Annotated in this window: 17 protein-coding genes and 1 rRNA gene; 10 read left to right on the forward strand and 8 right to left on the reverse strand. The window is 53.2% G+C overall.

Features of this window, described 5'->3' with window-relative positions:
- A 5S ribosomal RNA gene (gene rrf / locus ACTJI7_RS14710) occupies positions 1-112 on the forward strand.
- 96 nt (positions 113-208) lie between these two features.
- Here the strand turns inward: rrf and mobB are convergent.
- Together mobB and mobA are read right to left on the reverse strand one after the other, a co-directional pair.
- Positions 209-712, reverse strand: a complete 504-nt coding sequence (gene mobB / locus ACTJI7_RS14715; RefSeq protein ID WP_048959965.1) for a molybdopterin-guanine dinucleotide biosynthesis protein MobB — start codon at positions 710-712, stop codon at positions 209-211.
- On the reverse strand, positions 709-1293 hold the full coding sequence (mobA, locus tag ACTJI7_RS14720) for a molybdenum cofactor guanylyltransferase MobA (RefSeq protein ID WP_048958073.1): 585 nt from the start codon (positions 1291-1293) through the stop codon (positions 709-711). The genes mobB and mobA overlap by 4 nt, the downstream gene beginning before the upstream one ends.
- 68 nt (positions 1294-1361) lie before the next feature.
- Here mobA and ACTJI7_RS14725 point away from each other — a divergent pair, with 68 nt between their 5' ends.
- The 3 genes from ACTJI7_RS14725 to dsbA all read left to right on the forward strand — a co-directional run bounded on the left by ACTJI7_RS14725 (position 1362) and on the right by dsbA (position 3344).
- Positions 1362-1631 (forward strand): YihD family protein, encoded by a 270-nt coding sequence (locus ACTJI7_RS14725; protein ID WP_252017105.1) that lies wholly within the window; start codon positions 1362-1364, stop codon positions 1629-1631.
- A 75-nt stretch (positions 1632-1706) separates the two neighbouring features.
- Positions 1707-2693 carry a serine/threonine protein kinase gene (locus tag ACTJI7_RS14730; protein ID WP_236279021.1) on the forward strand — a complete coding sequence of 329 codons (987 nt, stop codon included), beginning with the start codon at positions 1707-1709 and terminating at the stop codon, positions 2691-2693.
- Positions 2694-2720: 27 nt separating this feature from the next.
- Entirely contained in the window at positions 2721-3344 is a 624-nt protein-coding gene (gene dsbA / locus ACTJI7_RS14735) for a thiol:disulfide interchange protein DsbA (RefSeq protein ID WP_028014899.1), read from the forward strand.
- Between the two features lie 23 nt (positions 3345-3367).
- Here dsbA and ACTJI7_RS14740 read toward each other — a convergent pair whose 3' ends face one another.
- Positions 3368-4219 (reverse strand): acyltransferase, encoded by an 852-nt coding sequence (locus ACTJI7_RS14740; protein ID WP_252017107.1) that lies wholly within the window; start codon positions 4217-4219, stop codon positions 3368-3370.
- Between ACTJI7_RS14740 and ACTJI7_RS14745 the strand changes: the two genes are divergently transcribed.
- The 3 genes from ACTJI7_RS14745 (at position 4116) to ACTJI7_RS14755 (ending at position 7723) form a co-directional block, all read left to right on the forward strand.
- On the forward strand, positions 4116-4355 hold the full coding sequence (locus ACTJI7_RS14745) for a hypothetical protein (protein WP_226840437.1): 240 nt from the start codon (positions 4116-4118) through the stop codon (positions 4353-4355). The genes ACTJI7_RS14740 and ACTJI7_RS14745 overlap by 104 nt on opposite strands.
- A 361-nt stretch (positions 4356-4716) precedes the next feature.
- Positions 4717-7509 (forward strand): DNA polymerase I, encoded by a 2793-nt coding sequence (polA, locus tag ACTJI7_RS14750; protein ID WP_028014897.1) that lies wholly within the window; start codon positions 4717-4719, stop codon positions 7507-7509.
- Positions 7510-7675: 166 nt separating this feature from the next.
- A complete protein-coding gene (locus ACTJI7_RS14755; RefSeq protein WP_071892919.1) occupies positions 7676-7723 on the forward strand; it encodes a spot 42 RNA, inhibition of DNA synthesis in 48 nt (15 codons plus the stop codon).
- Positions 7724-7821: 98 nt separating this feature from the next.
- On the opposite strand, the gene yihA is transcribed toward ACTJI7_RS14755, so the two are convergent.
- Positions 7822-8451: a ribosome biogenesis GTP-binding protein YihA/YsxC gene (yihA, locus tag ACTJI7_RS14760; RefSeq protein WP_014885764.1), complete on the reverse strand. Its 630-nt coding sequence runs from the start codon at positions 8449-8451 to the stop codon at positions 7822-7824.
- 577 nt (positions 8452-9028) lie between these two features.
- Between yihA and yihI the strand changes: the two genes are divergently transcribed.
- Positions 9029-9544: a Der GTPase-activating protein YihI gene (yihI, locus tag ACTJI7_RS14765; protein WP_192987463.1), complete on the forward strand. Its 516-nt coding sequence runs from the start codon at positions 9029-9031 to the stop codon at positions 9542-9544.
- Between the two features lie 188 nt (positions 9545-9732).
- The gene (gene hemN / locus ACTJI7_RS14770) at positions 9733-11106 is read left to right on the forward strand and encodes an oxygen-independent coproporphyrinogen III oxidase (protein ID WP_440670965.1); all 1374 of its coding nucleotides are present in this window, start codon (positions 9733-9735) and stop codon (positions 11104-11106) included.
- A 53-nt stretch (positions 11107-11159) separates the two neighbouring features.
- Here hemN and ACTJI7_RS14775 read toward each other — a convergent pair whose 3' ends face one another.
- The 4 genes from ACTJI7_RS14775 to glnA all read right to left on the reverse strand — a co-directional run bounded on the left by ACTJI7_RS14775 (position 11160) and on the right by glnA (position 15433).
- The gene (locus ACTJI7_RS14775; RefSeq protein ID WP_017382667.1) at positions 11160-11270 is read right to left on the reverse strand and encodes a YshB family small membrane protein; all 111 of its coding nucleotides are present in this window, start codon (positions 11268-11270) and stop codon (positions 11160-11162) included.
- A gap of 110 nt (positions 11271-11380) precedes the next feature.
- Complete coding sequence (gene glnG, locus ACTJI7_RS14780) at positions 11381-12793, reverse strand: nitrogen regulation protein NR(I) (RefSeq protein WP_028014893.1); 1413 nt, start codon at positions 12791-12793, stop codon at positions 11381-11383.
- An 11-nt stretch (positions 12794-12804) separates the two neighbouring features.
- Positions 12805-13854, reverse strand: coding sequence for a nitrogen regulation protein NR(II) (gene glnL, locus ACTJI7_RS14785; protein ID WP_014172250.1), 1050 nt, complete (start codon positions 13852-13854; stop codon positions 12805-12807).
- Positions 13855-14023: 169 nt separating this feature from the next.
- Positions 14024-15433 carry a glutamate--ammonia ligase gene (gene glnA, locus ACTJI7_RS14790; protein ID WP_008501856.1) on the reverse strand — a complete coding sequence of 470 codons (1410 nt, stop codon included), beginning with the start codon at positions 15431-15433 and terminating at the stop codon, positions 14024-14026.
- A gap of 378 nt (positions 15434-15811) precedes the next feature.
- On the opposite strand from glnA, the gene typA reads away from it, so the two are divergent.
- Positions 15812-17635, forward strand: a complete 1824-nt coding sequence (gene typA / locus ACTJI7_RS14795; RefSeq protein ID WP_028014891.1) for a ribosome-dependent GTPase TypA — start codon at positions 15812-15814, stop codon at positions 17633-17635.
- Positions 17636-17678 lie beyond the last annotated feature (43 nt).

Here is a 17678-nt window from a genome sequence, read left to right on the forward strand (position 1 = left end):
GCGGCTTTAGCGCGGTGGTCCCACCTGACCCCATGCCGAACTCAGAAGTGAAACGCCGTAGCGCCGATGGTAGTGTGGGGTCTCCCCATGTGAGAGTAGGGAACTGCCAGGCATCAATTAAGTGAAGAGGCCATCCGAAAGGATGGCCTTTTTGCGTTTACATACCGCGAAATGTAGGCCGCGTAAGGCGAAGCAGCCACCCGGCAAGTCAGACCGCACACCACTTCACAATAAACTCAGCAATCCCATCCTCATCATTTAAATCCAGCACCGGAACCTCAATATCGAGAGCAACATCGCTGGCCACCGCAATCACATGCTCATCCAGCGTTAACTCGCTGATGTCATGCCCGGCATCGCTTCTGAACAGCAGGATCTTAGGCACGGCCTCATGCTTAAATCCCTCAACCAGCACCAGATCCAGCGTGGAGTGATCCATCCGGCTCACCAGATACGCGAGATCCAGCGGTGCCTCATCCGGCGTTTCTGTCATCAATGCCCAACGCTGGTTGCTTGCTACCATTGTCTGCGCGGCACCCGCTTTGCGCAGCTCATAGCTATCTTTGCCCGGCTTATCGACATCCATATTATGGTGAGTATGCTTAATCAAGCCAGGACGAATACCGCGGGCGCACAGCGCGGGTATCAGTTTTTTCAGCAACGTGGTTTTTCCTGTCCCACTCCAGGCGGAAATGGCTAAAACAGAGTTCATCTCTTCTCCTGCATGGCCTGTAAATCTTCTATTGTGTTCACATTCACGAACGATGTTTTCATGTCGCTAAAATCAACAGCATGTCCGCCGACCTTACGCATAAATACCATCACTCTTCGCTCTCCGGAGGCCAGATAGTCGCTCATAGCAGGAATCAAGGATCGGTTAATGAGCGCGATAGTTGGGTGGTCGCGCTCGCCGTCATGCACCCAGACCACGGGTGAATCACCTCGCTGTTGCAGCATCCGTTCCACCAGGCAGGTGGGTATAAATGGCGTATCACACGAACAAAAGAGAAACCACTCTCCCTGCGACTGCTGCATCACCGAAAGCATGCCGGCCAGCGGCCCCGGAAAATCTGCGAGATTATCCTGATAAACGGGAAACCCGCTGCGCTGGTAAATATCGATATGGCGATTTGCGCTCAGCGCCATTGCTGACACCTGATCGACAAGCGTATCAGCGACATGCTGCCATAAGGGCTTGCCTTTCAGGAGCTGAAGTCCCTTATCTTCCCCGCCCATACGTGTAGCTCTGCCGCCTGCCAGAACGACCCCAGTGATTTCCAGGCTAAGATTCACGAATATCGCCTCTTTTATTGTGGGATTGACCCTGCTAACGTGTCACTCTAAATGAAAGGAGCACCACCATGAAATGTAAACGTCTGAATGAAGTCATTGAACTCCTCCAGCCGGCCTGGCAAAAAGAGCCAGAGCTGAATCTGATGCGATTCTTACAGAAACTGGCAAAAGAGTCAGGTTTTGACGGCGATCTGGCAGACCTTTCTGACGACATCCTGATCTACCACCTCAAAATGCGCGACTCAGCCAAAGATGCTGTTATTCCTGGTATTCAGAAGGATTATGAGGAAGATTTTAAAACTGCATTGCTGCGCGCCCGAGGCGTAATTAAAGAGTAAAAGCTTGTAAGCGGAGCCACCGAAATCGCTACAAGATGATATCCTGAATCATTCGTATAATTTCCGGATGATCGGATGAACGACCAGGCTTTTACTTTCCAGACACTACACCCGGATACCATTATGGATGCCCTGTTTGAACAGGGTATTCGTGTGGATTCCGGGCTAACTCCGTTAAACAGCTACGAAAACCGCGTCTATCAATTTCAGGACGAGGATCGTCAGCGCTTCGTCGTAAAGTTCTATCGCCCTGAACGTTGGTCTGCACAGCAAATTCAGGAGGAGCACCAGTTTGCTCACGATCTGCTGGTTGATGACGTTCCCGTTGCCGCGCCGATAAAGTTCAATAACCAAACGCTGCTCACGCATGAAGGGTTTTACTACGCCGTATTCCCCAGTCTGGGTGGCCGCCAGTTTGAAGCGGATAATATCGATCAGATGGAGTGGGTTGCTCGCTATCTGGGACGCATTCATCAGACGGGACGTAAAACAGCGTTCACTGCCCGACCAACGATCGGGATTCATGAATATCTCACCGAACCACGTCAGATATTCGAAACGTCTGCGCTGATCCCCGCTGCGTTAAAGGATGATTTCCTCAACGCCACCGATAAGCTTATTGCTGCGGTGAAAACCTGCTGGCGTGATGATATTTCCGTTCTGCGCCTGCATGGCGATTGTCATGCCGGAAATATTCTCTGGCGCGATGGTCCGCTGTTTGTCGATCTCGACGATGCGCGCATGGGACCAGCGGTTCAGGATCTGTGGATGCTGCTCAATGGCGACAAAGCCGAGCAGCGTATGCAGCTTGAAACGATTATTGAAGCCTATGAAGAATTTAGCCCGTTTAATTCAGACGAAATTGCCCTGATTGAGCCTTTACGTGCGATGCGTTTTGTTTATTATCTCGCATGGTTAATCAGGCGTTGGGACGACCCCGCATTTCATCGTAATTTCCCGTGGCTTACCGGAGAAGATTACTGGCGCAGCCAGATATCTACATTCACTCAGCAGGTTAAGGTTCTTCAGGAACCCCCTCTGCAATTAACGCCGATGTATTAATTGGACACACCCAGGAGAGAGTTAATCATGAAAAAAATTTGGCTGGCGCTGGCAGGTATGATTCTGGCATTTAGCGCTTCTGCTGCGCAGTTTACCGACGGTAAACAGTTTATCACGCTGGAAAAGCCGGTTGCTGGCGAGCCACAGGTTCTGGAGTTCTTCTCATTCTATTGCCCGCACTGCTATCAATTCGAAGAGGTGCTGCATGTTTCTGACAACGTGAAGAAGAAGCTGCCGGAAGGCACCAAAATGACCAAGTACCACGTTGAGTTCCTGGGCCCGTTGGGTAAAGACCTGACTCAGGCGTGGGCGGTTGCGATGGCGCTGGGCGTGGAAGATAAAATCACTGCTCCAATGTTCGAGGCCGTACAGAAAACCCAGACCGTTCAGACCACTGCGGATATCCGCAAAGTGTTCGTTGATGCCGGTGTGAAAGGTGAAGAGTACGACGCCGCGTGGAACAGCTTTGTAGTGAAATCTCTGGTTGCTCAGCAGGAAAAAGCGGCCGCTGATCTGCAGCTTCAGGGCGTTCCGGCGATGTTTGTTAACGGCAAATATCAGCTGAACATGCAGGGCATGGATACCAGCAGCATGGATATTTTCGTACAGCAGTATGCTGATACCGTGAAATACCTGGTTGAGAAGAAGTAATTTCGTTGATACAAAAACGCCGGTCACTGACCGGCGTTTTTGTATGAAGATTTAATGCTGTCTATCTGTTCGTCTTTCTCTTTCCAGAGCGTATTAAGCCACTGCTGGAAACCACGTTTGAAATTCTTATCGTTAACGTAGTCACCGTGCAGCCCGGCATCGATCGGCACTAAATCCACCCGAACAACAATGCGAGTCAGCTTGCCGCTGAGCATATCGAAGAATGGCGTCCTGTCATTTTCCGGATAGCAGAGCGTAACGTTCAGAAGTTTATCGAACTGTGCACCCAGCACGTTAAGCGCCATCGCAATACCCGCCGCCTTTGGCGGAAGCAGGTTCTGATAAGGGGAGCGTGTTTGTTGACGTTTATCTTCCGTAAACCGTGAGCCTTCAACAAAGTTCACGATGGTCGTTGGATGTGCGCGAAACTTTTCACAGGAGCGGCGGGTGGTTTCCACATCCTTACCGCGACGCTCCGGATGACGAATCAGATAGCTGCGCGAATAGCGTTTCATAAACGGCATATCAAGCGCCCAGCAGGCCAGCCCGATAAAGGGCACCCAGGCGAGCTGCTGCTTCAGGAAGTACTTGTTCATCGGGATATGTTTGCGAAAAAGCACGCATAACACCACGATGTCCGCCCAGCTGTGATGATTGCAAATCAGCAGGTACCAGTTCTTTTTGTTGAGGCTCTCCAGCCCTTCGACATCCCACTTAAGATGCGGATTCAGGCACAGCAGGATCGCTAACCCTTCACACCAGCAATACATCATGAAATTACAAAACGCAGAGACGGATCGCCACACCGCAGGCACAGGCAGCAGAAGTTTAACGATCCCGGCGATAATGATTGGCACAGAACACGCAATCGTCACCAGAATAGTTAAAATGATGCTTAGCGGTAATGTTATTGCAGCGAGCAATCTCGACATGATGAGCTTTTTCAGATGGTTAGCTTTAATGGACCCGCCGATGATACGGCGCTGGGGGCTGATTTTATCAGAAAAGTGACAAAATTATGGCGCTTTCATATCGTCAATAGACGGCTTTTCCCCTGAAGCAGAAGATTTCTCTATTATTGTGCGCTAATCAGAACTTATATCCACATAGACTAAATTGCCATCAGCAGGCTATTTTCATGCAGTGTTAGTTGTTAACATTATGATATGTAATAATTTATTATCAACGCGTGCCTGCTTTTAGTATCTGTTTTTCATTTGAAGTGAAAATATTCACAAACTTATCCACAGTTTGAATTTTGCGAGCGATCCTCACGATCGCAAAATCTTTTCCTGTATCGAACCTGAATAACTGATGTTTTCATCCTTCTGTGGCATCCTTTACGCATAAATTGATTAAAGGCACGGACATTATGGTTCAGATCCCAGAAAACCCACTTATTCTCGTCGACGGCTCTTCTTACCTGTATCGGGCGTACCATGCGTTTCCTCCTCTGACCAATAGCGCAGGGGAACCTACCGGCGCGATGTACGGCGTGCTGAATATGCTGCGCAGCCTGATTCTTCAATATCAGCCCACCCATGCGGCTGTCGTTTTTGATGCGAAAGGCAAAACCTTCCGCGATGAGCTGTTCGAACATTACAAATCCCATCGTCCGCCAATGCCTGACGATCTGCGTGCGCAGATTGAGCCACTGCACGCCATGGTGAAAGCAATGGGCCTGCCGCTGCTGGCCGTCTCTGGCGTGGAGGCTGACGACGTCATCGGTACGCTGGCGCGTGAAGCTGAAAAAATGGGCCGTCCGGTGCTGATCAGCACCGGTGATAAAGATATGGCGCAGCTGGTGACGCCAGGTATTACCCTGATCAACACCATGACCAACACCATTCTGGGGCCAGAAGAAGTAGTCACTAAGTATGGCGTGCCGCCAGAGCTGATTATCGACTTCCTCGCGTTGATGGGCGACTCCTCGGATAACATTCCTGGCGTTCCTGGCGTCGGTGAAAAAACCGCGCAGGCGCTGCTTCAGGGGCTGGGTGGTCTGGACACGCTCTACGCGGAATCCGACAAAATCGCCGGACTTTCCTTCCGTGGCGCAAAAACCATGGCCGGGAAGCTGGAAGAGAACAAAGAGGTGGCTTATCTCTCCTATAAGCTGGCAACAATCAAAACCGATGTGGAGCTGGAGCTGGGCTGTGAGCAGCTGGAAGTGCAACAGCCTTCCGCTGACGACCTGCTGAGCCTGTTTAAGAAATACGAATTCAAGCGCTGGACCACTGACGTGGAAGCCGGTAAATGGCTGCAGGCTAAAGGGGCCAAACCTGCTGCTAAGCCGAAAGAGACGATTGTCGTTGATGCCGAAGATCAGGCGGAAGAAGAAGCCGCAGCGCTCTCCTTCGACAACTACGAAACCATTCTGGAAGAGTCACAGCTGATCGCCTGGATCGAGAAACTGAAAAAAGCGCCGGTCTTTGCCTTTGACACCGAAACAGACAGCCTCGACAACATCTCAGCCAATATGGTGGGATTGTCCTTTGCGACAGAGCCGGGTATTGCCGCCTACGTTCCCGTGGCGCACGACTACCTGGATGCGCCGGAGCAGATCTCCCGCGAGCGCGCGCTCGAGCTACTGAAGCCGATTCTGGAAGACGAAAAGGCGCTGAAGGTTGGGCAAAACCTCAAGTACGACCGCGGCATTCTGCAGAACTACGGCATTGAGCTGCGCGGGATTGCCTTTGACACTATGCTCGAATCCTACATTCTGGACAGCGTGGCGGGCCGTCATGATATGGATTCCTTATCTGACCGCTGGCTCAAGCACAAAACCATTACCTTTGAAGAGATTGCCGGTAAAGGGAAAAATCAGCTCACCTTTAACCAGATTGCTCTTGAAGAAGCAGGGCGCTACGCGGCGGAAGATGCCGACGTCACGCTGCAACTGCATCTGAAGATGTGGCCGAAACTGCAGAAGCACGAAGGTCCGCTGAACGTATTCCAGCATATTGAAATGCCGCTGGTGCCCGTTCTGTCCCGTATCGAACGCAATGGCGTTAAGATCGATCCAACGGTGCTGCATAACCACTCTGGCGAGCTCGCGCAGCGTTTGACCGAGCTCGAGCAGAAAGCGCATGAGCTTGCAGGCGAGCCGTTTAACCTCTCTTCACCGAAGCAGCTGCAAACCATTCTGTTTGAAAAGCAGGGCATCAAGCCGCTGAAGAAAACCCCTGGCGGCGCGCCGTCAACCTCTGAAGAGGTGCTGGAAGAGCTGGCGCTGGACTACCCGCTGCCAAAAGTGATTCTGCAGTACCGCGGTCTCGCGAAGCTGAAGTCTACCTACACGGACAAACTTCCACTGATGATCAACCCGAAAACGGGCCGTGTGCACACGTCGTATCATCAGGCGGTAGCGGCAACCGGGCGTCTCTCGTCAACCGATCCTAACCTGCAGAACATTCCGGTGCGTAATGAGGAAGGGCGCCGCATTCGTCAGGCCTTTATAGCTCCTGATGACTACCTGATTGTCTCGGCTGACTACTCGCAAATTGAACTGCGCATTATGGCGCACCTGTCCCGCGATAAAGGTCTGCTGACGGCATTTGCGGAAGGAAAAGACATCCACCGGGCGACCGCGGCGGAGGTCTTTGGTTTACCGCTGGACAACGTGACCAACGAACAGCGCCGCAGTGCAAAAGCGATCAACTTCGGTCTAATCTACGGCATGAGCGCGTTTGGCCTTTCACGCCAGCTAAACATTCCGCGCAAAGAGTCGCAGAAGTATATGGATCTTTACTTCGAGCGTTATCCGGGCGTTCTGGAATATATGGAACGCACCCGCGCGCAGGCGAAAGAGAAAGGTTACGTTGAAACCCTGGATGGCCGTCGTCTCTATCTCCCGGACATCAAATCCAGCAACGCGGCGCGCCGCGCTGGCGCAGAGCGTGCGGCGATCAACGCCCCGATGCAGGGTACCGCAGCGGACATCATCAAGCGCGCAATGATCGCTGTTGATGCCTGGCTGGAGAAAGAGAAGCCGCGCGTGAAAATGATCATGCAGGTACACGATGAACTGGTATTTGAAGTGCACAAAGACGATCTCGATATTGTGTCGAAAAAGATCCACGAACTGATGGAAAGCAGCATGACGCTGGACGTCCCGTTGCTGGTGGAAGTGGGAAGTGGTGAAAACTGGGATCAGGCTCACTAAAGGTTCTTCGCATAACGCGCTGTTTATGTAAGTTTGCAACATAAGAAAGCGCGTTTTGTGACGATCATTAGAATTCCCTATGTAAAGAATGAAAAAAAACTACAAAAAGTGCTTTTTCTGCAGCACAAAAAGGGGTAGAGTTATCGACGTAGGGTACAGAGGTAAGATGTTCTATCTTTCAGACCTTTTACTTCACGTAATCGGATTTGGCTGAATATTTTAGCCGCCCCAGTCAGTAATGACTGGGGCGTTTTTTATTGCGGCAAAGAAAAGTTCGGGCAAAAAAAAGCGCGGACATCGCCGCGCTCGGTATTACTCTTCTTCCGCTTCCGTCGCGGGTTCCAGCTCGTTAAACCAGCTGTCGAGCTTCTGACGCAGCTTGTCCACGCCCTGTTTTTTCAGCGAAGAGAAAGGCTCAACCTGTACATCGCCATTGAAGGCCAGTACCGCTTCGCGAACCATATTCACCTGCGCTTTACGCGCGCCGCTTGCCAGCTTGTCGGCTTTCGTCAGCAGCACCAGCACGGCAATATCGCTTGCTACGGCCCAGTCGATCATCTGCTGATCGAGATCTTTTAGCGGGTGACGAATATCCATCAGCACCACCAGACCTTTCAGGCACATGCGTTTTTCCAGGTATTCGCCCAGCGCACGCTGCCACTTGATCTTCATCTCTTCAGGCACCTGCGCATAACCGTATCCCGGCAAGTCTACGAGGCGTTTGCCTTCAGCCACTTCAAAGAGGTTAATCAGCTGGGTACGGCCAGGTGTTTTTGAGGTACGCGCCAGGTTTTTCTGATTGGTCAGCGTATTCAGGGCGCTGGATTTCCCCGCATTTGAGCGGCCAGCAAATGCCACTTCAATACCGGTATCAGAAGGCAGGTGGCGAATATCGGGCGCACTGGTGACAAAATGCGTCTGTTGGTAGTTCCAGGTAGTCACGTGGTCGTCTCCAAAAATCGTAATCTGGAGGGATTATACCCGAATGCGGGCAAAAGGCTTTTCTCATTGCACGAGGCTTGCAGGCGAATGCCCAAACGGCTGTAAGAGATCGGCTAATGTTGCTATGGGAGATTTCAGAGAATTCGCAGGCGTCAAAAAATGCAAACTGTTTTAAATCATAATCTTATTTCCAGGTAATTATCTGAAAATCCGTATTTGTACCGTTTCGTTGCTTGTTAGTTTAACGGAACAAGGTAAAGTATGCGGCAAGGCGAGGAAGCCAACAGGAAATCGACTTAAGGATTAGGGTCAGGAGCGCCAGGAGGCGAAGACGCAGGATAGTCAGGACGACCAGCGCCTGGAGGCGTTTTAACAGGAAATGGAACCATACACGGACGGTATCAGCCAAAGGATAAACAGGGTGTGTTGTTGGTAAACATGGAATGTCTGACCCGTTAAGGGTTGTGAGTCAGGAAAAAAGGCGACAGATTGCTCTGTCGCCTTTTTTCTTTGCTTGCTTTCTGCTAGATTTCGCCGCAATTCTATACTGAAGAAAACGACTTTAAGATAAAACATCATGAAAAAACCAACCTCCGCTGCGGGCGCGAAACGCCCTGCAAAAGCACGCCGCAAAACGCGCGAAGAACTGAACCAGGAAGCGCGCGATCGCAAACGCGACAAAAAACATCGCGGTCATGCTGCGGGTAGCCGTGCCAACGGCGTTGGTGCAACGGGCGCCTCTGCAAAAGGCAAACAGCAGAAAGACCCTCGTATCGGCAGTAAAACTCCCATTCCACTGGGCGTGACAGACACCCCGGTCACTAAGCAGCACAAACCAAAGAGCGAGAAACCTATGCTTTCACCGCAGGCTGAGCTGGATATGCTGGAGAACGATGAGCGCCTGGACGCGCTGCTGGAACGTCTTGAAGAGGGTGAAACCCTGACCGCCGAAGAGCAGTCATGGGTAGATGCCAAACTGGACCGCATTGATGAGCTAATGCAGAAGCTGGGTCTGTCTTACGATGACGAAGACGACGAAGAGGAAGAAGAAAAGCAGGAAGATATGATGCGTCTTCTGAAAGGTGGAAACTAACATTTGCACCCGGCAGGCACGATAGTCCTGCTTATAACCCTTCCGGTTATATGTTATCTGGTGTGGTTATTCGTTAAACTACGGCGGTTGTCGCGGCGACAGAAGTGGCTGCGCACCCGAATGATGGCCCGCGATGGGGCCAGAACGGGCCGCCGTATACGAACGCGACACCAACGGAAGGAGTGAGCATGTCAGCACCAACTATCGACTGGGATTTGGCCCTAATCCAGAAGTATAACTATTCTGGGCCGCGTTATACCTCATACCCCACCGCGCTAGAGTTCTCCGATGCCTTCGGCGAGGAGGATTTTCAGCAGGCCGTCGCGCGCTATCCAGAGCGTCCGCTGTCGCTCTACGTCCATATTCCGTTCTGCCACAAGCTCTGCTACTTCTGCGGCTGCAATAAAATCGTGACCCGTCAGCAGCATAAAGCCGACCAATACCTCGATGCGCTCGAACAGGAAATTGTGCACCGCGCACCGCTTTTTAAAGGTCGTCACGTCAGCCAGCTTCACTGGGGCGGCGGCACGCCAACGTATCTCAATAAGGCGCAAATAAGCCGCCTGATGACGCTGCTGCGCGGAAATTTCAATTTTAACGACGACGCTGAAATCTCGATCGAAGTCGATCCGCGTGAAATTGAGCTGGATGTACTGGATCACTTACGCGCCGAAGGCTTTAATCGTCTGAGCATGGGCGTGCAGGATTTCAATAAAGAGGTGCAGCGTCTGGTCAACCGCGAGCAGGACGAAGAGTTTATCTTCGCCTTACTCAACCACGCACGCGACATTGGCTTTACCTCGACCAACATCGACCTGATTTACGGCCTGCCAAAGCAGACGCCGGAGAGCTTCGCCTTCACGCTGAAGCGCGTGGCTGAACTTAGCCCGGACCGCCTGAGCGTCTTTAACTATGCGCACCTGCCGACGCTATTCGCAGCCCAGCGCAAAATCAAAGATGCCGATCTGCCTTCTGCCCAGCAGAAGCTGGATATCCTGCAGGAAACAATCACCTCTCTGACCGAGAGCGGCTATCAATTTATCGGCATGGATCACTTTGCCCGTCCGGATGACGAGCTGGCGATTGCCCAGCGCGAAGGCGTACTGCACCGTAACTTCCAGGGTTATACCACACAGGGCGATACCGATCTGCTCGGCATGGGTGTCTCCGCCATCAGCATGATCGGTGACTGCTACGCGCAGAACCAGAAAGAGCTGAAGCTCTACTACCAGCAAGTTGATGCAACCGGCAACGCGCTATGGCGCGGCATCGCGCTGACCCGTGACGACTGCATTCGTCGTGATGTGATTAAGGCGCTTATCTGCAACTTCCGTCTCGACTTTAGCGACTTGGAAGCACAGTGGGATCTGACATTCAGCGAATATTTTGCGGAAGACCTGAAGCTGATTGCGCCGCTGGCGAAAGACGGGCTGGTGGATGTGTCGGAGAACGCGATTGAGGTCACGCCGAAAGGGCGTCTGTTAATCCGTAATATCTGCATGTGCTTTGACGCGTATCTGCGCCAGAAGGCGCGTATGCAGCAGTTTTCACGGGTGATTTAAGGCGCAAAGCCGGGTAAGGCGAAGCCGCTACCCGGCTTTTACATTTCAACCTGCTAGCTAAACAGCCCAACCAGCGCCGCACATAATACCGCAGCAACAGCGGTTTGCGGCGTGTGGCTTTCAGCTGCTCCGCTCGACAGTAAAGTCACTAATGATTCCAGCATGATGGTTCCCCCAATTTCCGGGCACGATCATACAAAACTCATCGGAACAGTAAAGCGCAAAATAACGGCAATTTGCGCTCAATTAATAACCTTTACACAGCGGCGTACGATCACTCCATTCCCAACTCTTTCAGCTTGCGCGTCAGGGTATTACGTCCCCATCCCAGCAGGCGCGCGGCTTCCTGCTTATGGCCCTGCGTATGACGAAGCGCGGTGGTCAACAGCGTACGCTCCATCTCTGGCTGAGCCTCAGACAGCAGGTTTTGATGACCGGAACGCAGCGCGCGGTCGGCCCACTGCGCCAGCAGCGTTGCCCAACTGTCTGGAAGCGCGTGCCCGGTGCTGCTTTCGGGCGCGGTGGCCTCAAACAGTTCGGCAGGGAGATCCTGAATCAACACTTCCTGGCCGGCGGCCATCACGGTCAGCCAGCGGCAGGTGTTTTCCAACTGGCGTACGTTGCCCGGCCACGCCAGACGGGTGAGGGCGGCATCGGTTTCAGGGTGAAGCTGCTTGGCTTCAACGCCCAGCTCGCGGGCCGCCACCTGCAGGAAATGACGCGCCAGGCGCGGGATATCTTCCCGACGCTCGCGCAACGGCGGCAGGTGGACGCGGATCACGTTCAGGCGATGGAATAAATCCTCACGGAATTTGCCCTCCTGCACGCGCAGCTCCAGGTTCTGGTGCGTCGCGGCGATAATACGCACGTCCACCTTCACCGGCGCATAGCCGCCCACGCGGTAAAACTGCCCGTCGGCCAGCACGCGCAGCAGGCGAGTTTGAACGTCCAGCGGCATATCGCCGATCTCGTCCAGGAACAGCGTGCCGCCGTCAGCCTGCTCAAAGCGCCCCTGGCGAATGGTATTCGCGCCGGTAAACGCCCCTTTTTCGTGGCCGAACAGCTCGGACTCAATCAAATCCTTCGGGATCGCCGCCATATTGAGGGCGATAAACGGCGCTTTTGCCCGCGGGCTGTGGCGATGTAACGCATGCGCCACCAGCTCTTTACCTGTACCCGATTCCCCGTTAATCAACACGCTGATGGACGAGCGGGACAGACGGCCAATAATGCGAAACACGTCCTGCATCGCCGGCGCTTCGCCGATGATGTCAGTGGTTGGCCCAAAATCGGGTGCGTGGCGCGGCTGTTGTTGCTCCTGGTAGTGGCTAATCGCGCGCTCAACCAGCGCCACCGCTTCGTCGATATCGAACGGTTTGGGCAGATAATCGAATGCCCCTTGCTGATAGGCGCTCACCGCGGCATCCAGGTCGGAATGAGCCGTCATTATGATGACCGGAAGCATAGGATGGCGCTGTTTGATCTGCTTTAACAGCGCCAGCCCGTCCATGCCCGGCATGCGAATATCCGACAGCAGAACGTCCGGCGTTTTGGTGGTGAGTGCGTCGAGCACCTCGCTGCCGCTCTCAAACGTCGTGCAGCTTAAACCTGCCCCTGTGAGCGCGCGTTCAAGCACCCAACGGATGGAGCTATCGTCATCGACTACCCAGACTATCCCTCGTTGCATAAACGTCACCTTTATTTTTTAATCGGCAGGAAAACCGAAAACTCGGTATGTCCCGGCCAACTGGTAAATTCAATTTTTCCGGAGTGCTGATCGATCAAGCTGCGGGCGATAGATAAGCCCAGTCCCGTACCGCCTTCGCGCCCGCTTACCATTGGGTAGAACAGGGTGTCCTGCAGATGAGAAGGAATGCCAGGCCCGTTATCCTCAACGTCGATGCGTGCCGCCAGACGATAGCGCACACCGTGCAGCGTGAGCTGGAAGGCGGTGCGGGTGCGTAAAATAATCTCGCCGCCTTCCGGCCCCAGCGCCTGCAGGGCATTGCGCACAATATTCAGCAGAACCTGCTCAATCTGGTCCGGGTCATGCGCCAGTTCCGGCAGGCTTGGGTCGTAATCACGCACCAGCGTGACGTTCTCCGGCAGCTCCATAGAGACGAGCTTCACCACCCGTTCAGCGACTTTATGAATGCTTTCTGAAACGTGCATACCCGGCTGCTGCGGCCCGAGCAGGCGATCGACCAGGTTACGCAGGCGGTCCGCCTGCTCAATGATGACGTTGGTGTACTCCGCCAGCGCGGGATCGGGCAGCGCCTTGGTCAGAAGCTGCGCCGCGCCGCGTAACCCACCCAGCGGGTTTTTGATTTCATGCGCCAGACCGCGCACCAGGTCACGGGCGGCAATTTGCTGCGCATGCTGAAGCTGCTCCTGGCTCAGGCGACGCTGATTATCCATCGGCGCCATTTCCAGCAGGATCAGTCCTTCCGGCAAACGTTGCGCAGTAAGGGAAAGAATATGTGAGCGCCCGTCGATCACCAGCGTGACTTCGTTATCGGTGAACCCCTGACCGGCCTGCAAACTTTCCTGCATCAGGCCAATATTCAGCGAGAAATAGCTCAACAACTCAGGAAGCGGGGTGCCAAACAGTTTGCGTGAACTCTGGGCGAGCAGCTGTTGCGCCGCCGGGTTGGCGTAATGGACGGCCAGCTCGTCGTCGACCAGCAGGATGCTGTTAATCAAAGAATTGAGGATCTGCCCAGCATCGGGCAGCGTGCCAGTTGCCATTCAGCAGTCTCCTGGAGTCGTTGCACTGTTTTAGTGCAGTATAGCGGTTTCAGCGTAAAAAGCGCGTGAGATCAGGTTGTTGGTGGAGAAAAAAGCCCATCCGGAGATGGGCTAAAAGTTTCCACGGCAACTACCCCCGGCGCTTTTGACGCCGGGTAAAACAACTAAATTAAACGCTGTAGTACAGTTCGAACTCAACCGGATGCGGAGTCATACGCACGCGGTCGTTCTCTTCAGTACGCAGGGCGATGTAAGCATCGATAGCGTCGTCAGTGAATACGCCACCCGCAGTCAGGAACTCGCGGTCTGCATCCAGCGCCTGCAGGGCTTCTTCCAGAGAGCCAGCAACCTGTGGGATCTCTTTCGCTTCTTCTGGCGGCAGGTCGTACAGGTTTTTGTCCATCGCTTCGCCTGGGTGGATCTTGTTCTTGATACCGTCCAGACCGGCCATCAGCAGCGCAGCGAAGCACAGGTATGGGTTAGCCGCTGGGTCCGGGAAGCGCACTTCGATACGACGCGCTTTCGGAGACGCCACCACCGGGATACGGATGGAAGCAGAACGGTTACGCGCAGAGTAGGCCAGCATGACTGGCGCTTCGTAGCCCGGGACCAGACGCTTGTAGGAGTTAGTGGTTGGGTTCGCCAGGGCGTTGATCGCTTTAGCGTGTTTGATAACACCACCGATGTAATACAGCGCCTGCTCGGACAGACCGGCATATTTGTCGCCAGAGAACAGGTTGGTACCGTTCTTGGACAGAGACATGTGGCAGTGCATACCGGAACCGTTGTCGCCAAACATTGGTTTTGGCATGAAGGTCGCGGTTTTACCGAAACGGTGCGCAACGTTGTGCACAACGTATTTGTAGATCTGAATTTCGTCCGCTTTTTTGGTCATGGTGTTGAAGCGGGTTGCCACTTCGTTCTGACCCGCAGTCGCCACTTCGTGGTGGTGCGCTTCAACAACCAGGCCCATCTCTTCCATCACCAGACACATGGTGGAACGAATGTCCTGCGCAGAGTCGACCGGAGGAACCGGGAAGTAACCGCCTTTTACACCAGGACGGTGACCTTTGTTACCACCTTCGTATTTGGTGGAAGAGTTCCATGCGCCTTCGATATCGTCGATAGCCACGTGGGAGCCAGAAATAGAGGCACCGAAGCGGATGTCGTCGAACAGGAAGAACTCTGGCTCTGGCCCGAACAGAACGGTGTCCGCGATGCCGGTGGAACGCAGGTACTCTTCAGCGCGTTTAGCGATAGAACGTGGGTCGCGGTCGTAGCCCTGCAGCGTGCCAGGCTCGAGGATGTCGCAGCGAATGATCAGGGTTGGTTCTTCGAAGAACGGATCAATGACCGCAGTGGTTGCGTCTGGCATCAGAACCATGTCGGATTCGTTAATGCCTTTCCAGCCACCAATGGAGGAGCCGTCAAACATTTTGCCTTCTTCAAAGAATTCGGCGTTCACCTGATGAGCAGGGATTGTGACGTGCTGTTCTTTACCTTTGGTATCGGTGAAGCGCAGATCAACAAACTTCACTTCATGTTCGTTCAGCATCGTCAAAACGTGTTCAGCGGACATACTTAACTCTCCAGATTGGTCATTGTCGTCGTGGTAACGAGGTCTTCAATTTCTGTTGGTACTGGCTGTTGCCATGTATTTTTTATAAAGCGAAATCTGTGCCAACTTTTAAAACACCCCAAAAAGGCGTTATCATGCGCACCATAGTGCAAAAGGGCTGCACCATGATGGATTTGTTGCACCAGTATAGTGCTTCAATGTGAACATTAAGCACCATATTGGTGCAATTTACGTTAAAGTGCCCTTTTACCGCTCCGTGAAAGCGATCACAAAGCATCTCTGCAATACTTGTTTGCGGGGGATGTTTGTGATCCTGTTTTGTAGTGCGATTAATCCGTGTACAATAACGCGCTATTTCTAAATGCCTGAGGCAAAGTTGTGATCGAAAATTTGCGTAACATCGCCATCATCGCGCACGTTGACCATGGTAAAACTACCCTGGTTGATAAGCTGCTGCAGCAATCCGGTACGTTTGATGCTCGTGCCGAAACCCAAGAACGCGTGATGGACTCCAACGATTTGGAGAAAGAGCGTGGGATTACCATCCTCGCGAAAAACACCGCGATTAAATGGAATGACTACCGTATCAACATCGTTGATACCCCAGGGCACGCCGACTTCGGTGGTGAAGTTGAACGTGTAATGTCCATGGTAGACTCCGTTCTGCTGGTCGTTGACGCAATGGATGGCCCAATGCCACAGACGCGCTTCGTGACCAAAAAAGCTTTTGCCCATGGTCTGAAGCCAATCGTTGTTATCAACAAAGTTGACCGCCCTGGCGCGCGTCCTGACTGGGTTGTTGACCAGGTCTTCGACCTGTTCGTTAACCTCGACGCGACCGACGAGCAGCTGGACTTCCCTATCGTTTACGCCTCTGCGCTGAACGGTATCGCAGGTCTGGACCACGAAGACATGGCTGAAGACATGACCCCGCTGTATCAGGCGATTGTTGACCGTGTTCCTGCGCCAAACGTTGATCTGGAAGGCACCCTGCAGATGCAGATCTCCCAGCTCGACTACAACAACTACGTTGGCGTAATCGGCATTGGCCGTATCAAGCGCGGTAAAGTGAAGCCTAACCAGCAGGTCACTATCATCGATAGCGAAGGCAAAACCCGTAACGGTAAAGTCGGTAAAGTCCTGACTCACCTGGGTCTTGAGCGTATCGAGAGCGACATCGCTGAAGCGGGCGACATCATCGCGATCACCGGTCTGGGTGAACTGAACATCTCCGACACCATCTGCGATCCGCAGAACGTCGAAGCGCTGCCAGCCCTGTCCGTTGATGAACCAACCGTATCCATGTTCTTCAACGTCAACACCTCTCCGTTCTGTGGTAAAGAAGGTAAGTTCGTTACCTCTCGTCAGATCCTTGACCGTCTGAACAAAGAGCTGGTGCACAACGTTGCGCTGCGCGTTGAAGAAACCGAAGACGCTGATGCATTCCGCGTTTCCGGTCGTGGTGAGCTGCACCTGTCTGTTCTGATCGAAAACATGCGTCGTGAAGGTTTCGAGATGGCGGTTTCCCGTCCGAAAGTAATCTTCCGTGAAATCGATGGCCGTAAACAAGAGCCGTTCGAAAACGTAACGCTGGACGTAGAAGAGCAGCACCAGGGTTCTGTGATGCAGGCACTGGGCGAGCGTAAAGGCGACCTGAAAAACATGAATCCAGATGGCAAAGGCCGCGTACGTCTCGACTACGTGATCCCAAGCCGTGGCCTGATCGGCTTCCGTTCTGAGTTCATGACCATGACCTCCGGTACCGGCCTGCTGTACTCCACCTTCAGCCACTACGACGACGTTCGTCCGGGCGAAGTGGGCCAGCGTAACAACGGCGTACTGATCTCCAACGGTCAGGGTAAAGCGGTTGCGTTTGCGCTGTTCGGTCTGCAGGATCGCGGTAAGCTGTTCCTGGGTCACGGTGCTGAAGTTTACGAAGGCCAGATCATCGGTATTCACAGCCGTTCTAACGACCTGACGGTAAACTGCCTGACCGGTAAGAAGCTGACCAACATGCGTGCGTCCGGTACTGACGAAGCAACGGTTCTGGTTCCACCGATCAAGATGACCCTGGAGCAGGCTCTGGAGTTCATCGATGATGACGAACTGGTAGAAGTGACTCCACAGTCAATTCGTATCCGTAAACGTCACCTGACCGAGAACGATCGTAAACGTGCTATGCGCGGTGCGAAAGAAGACTAATACGGTCAATCCGTAGTAAAAAAAGCCGCTGAGAAATCAGCGG

Origin of the sequence: Enterobacter sp. 22499, from assembly GCF_052044815.1 — a bacterium.
Taxonomy (GTDB): domain Bacteria; phylum Pseudomonadota; class Gammaproteobacteria; order Enterobacterales; family Enterobacteriaceae; genus Enterobacter; species Enterobacter bugandensis.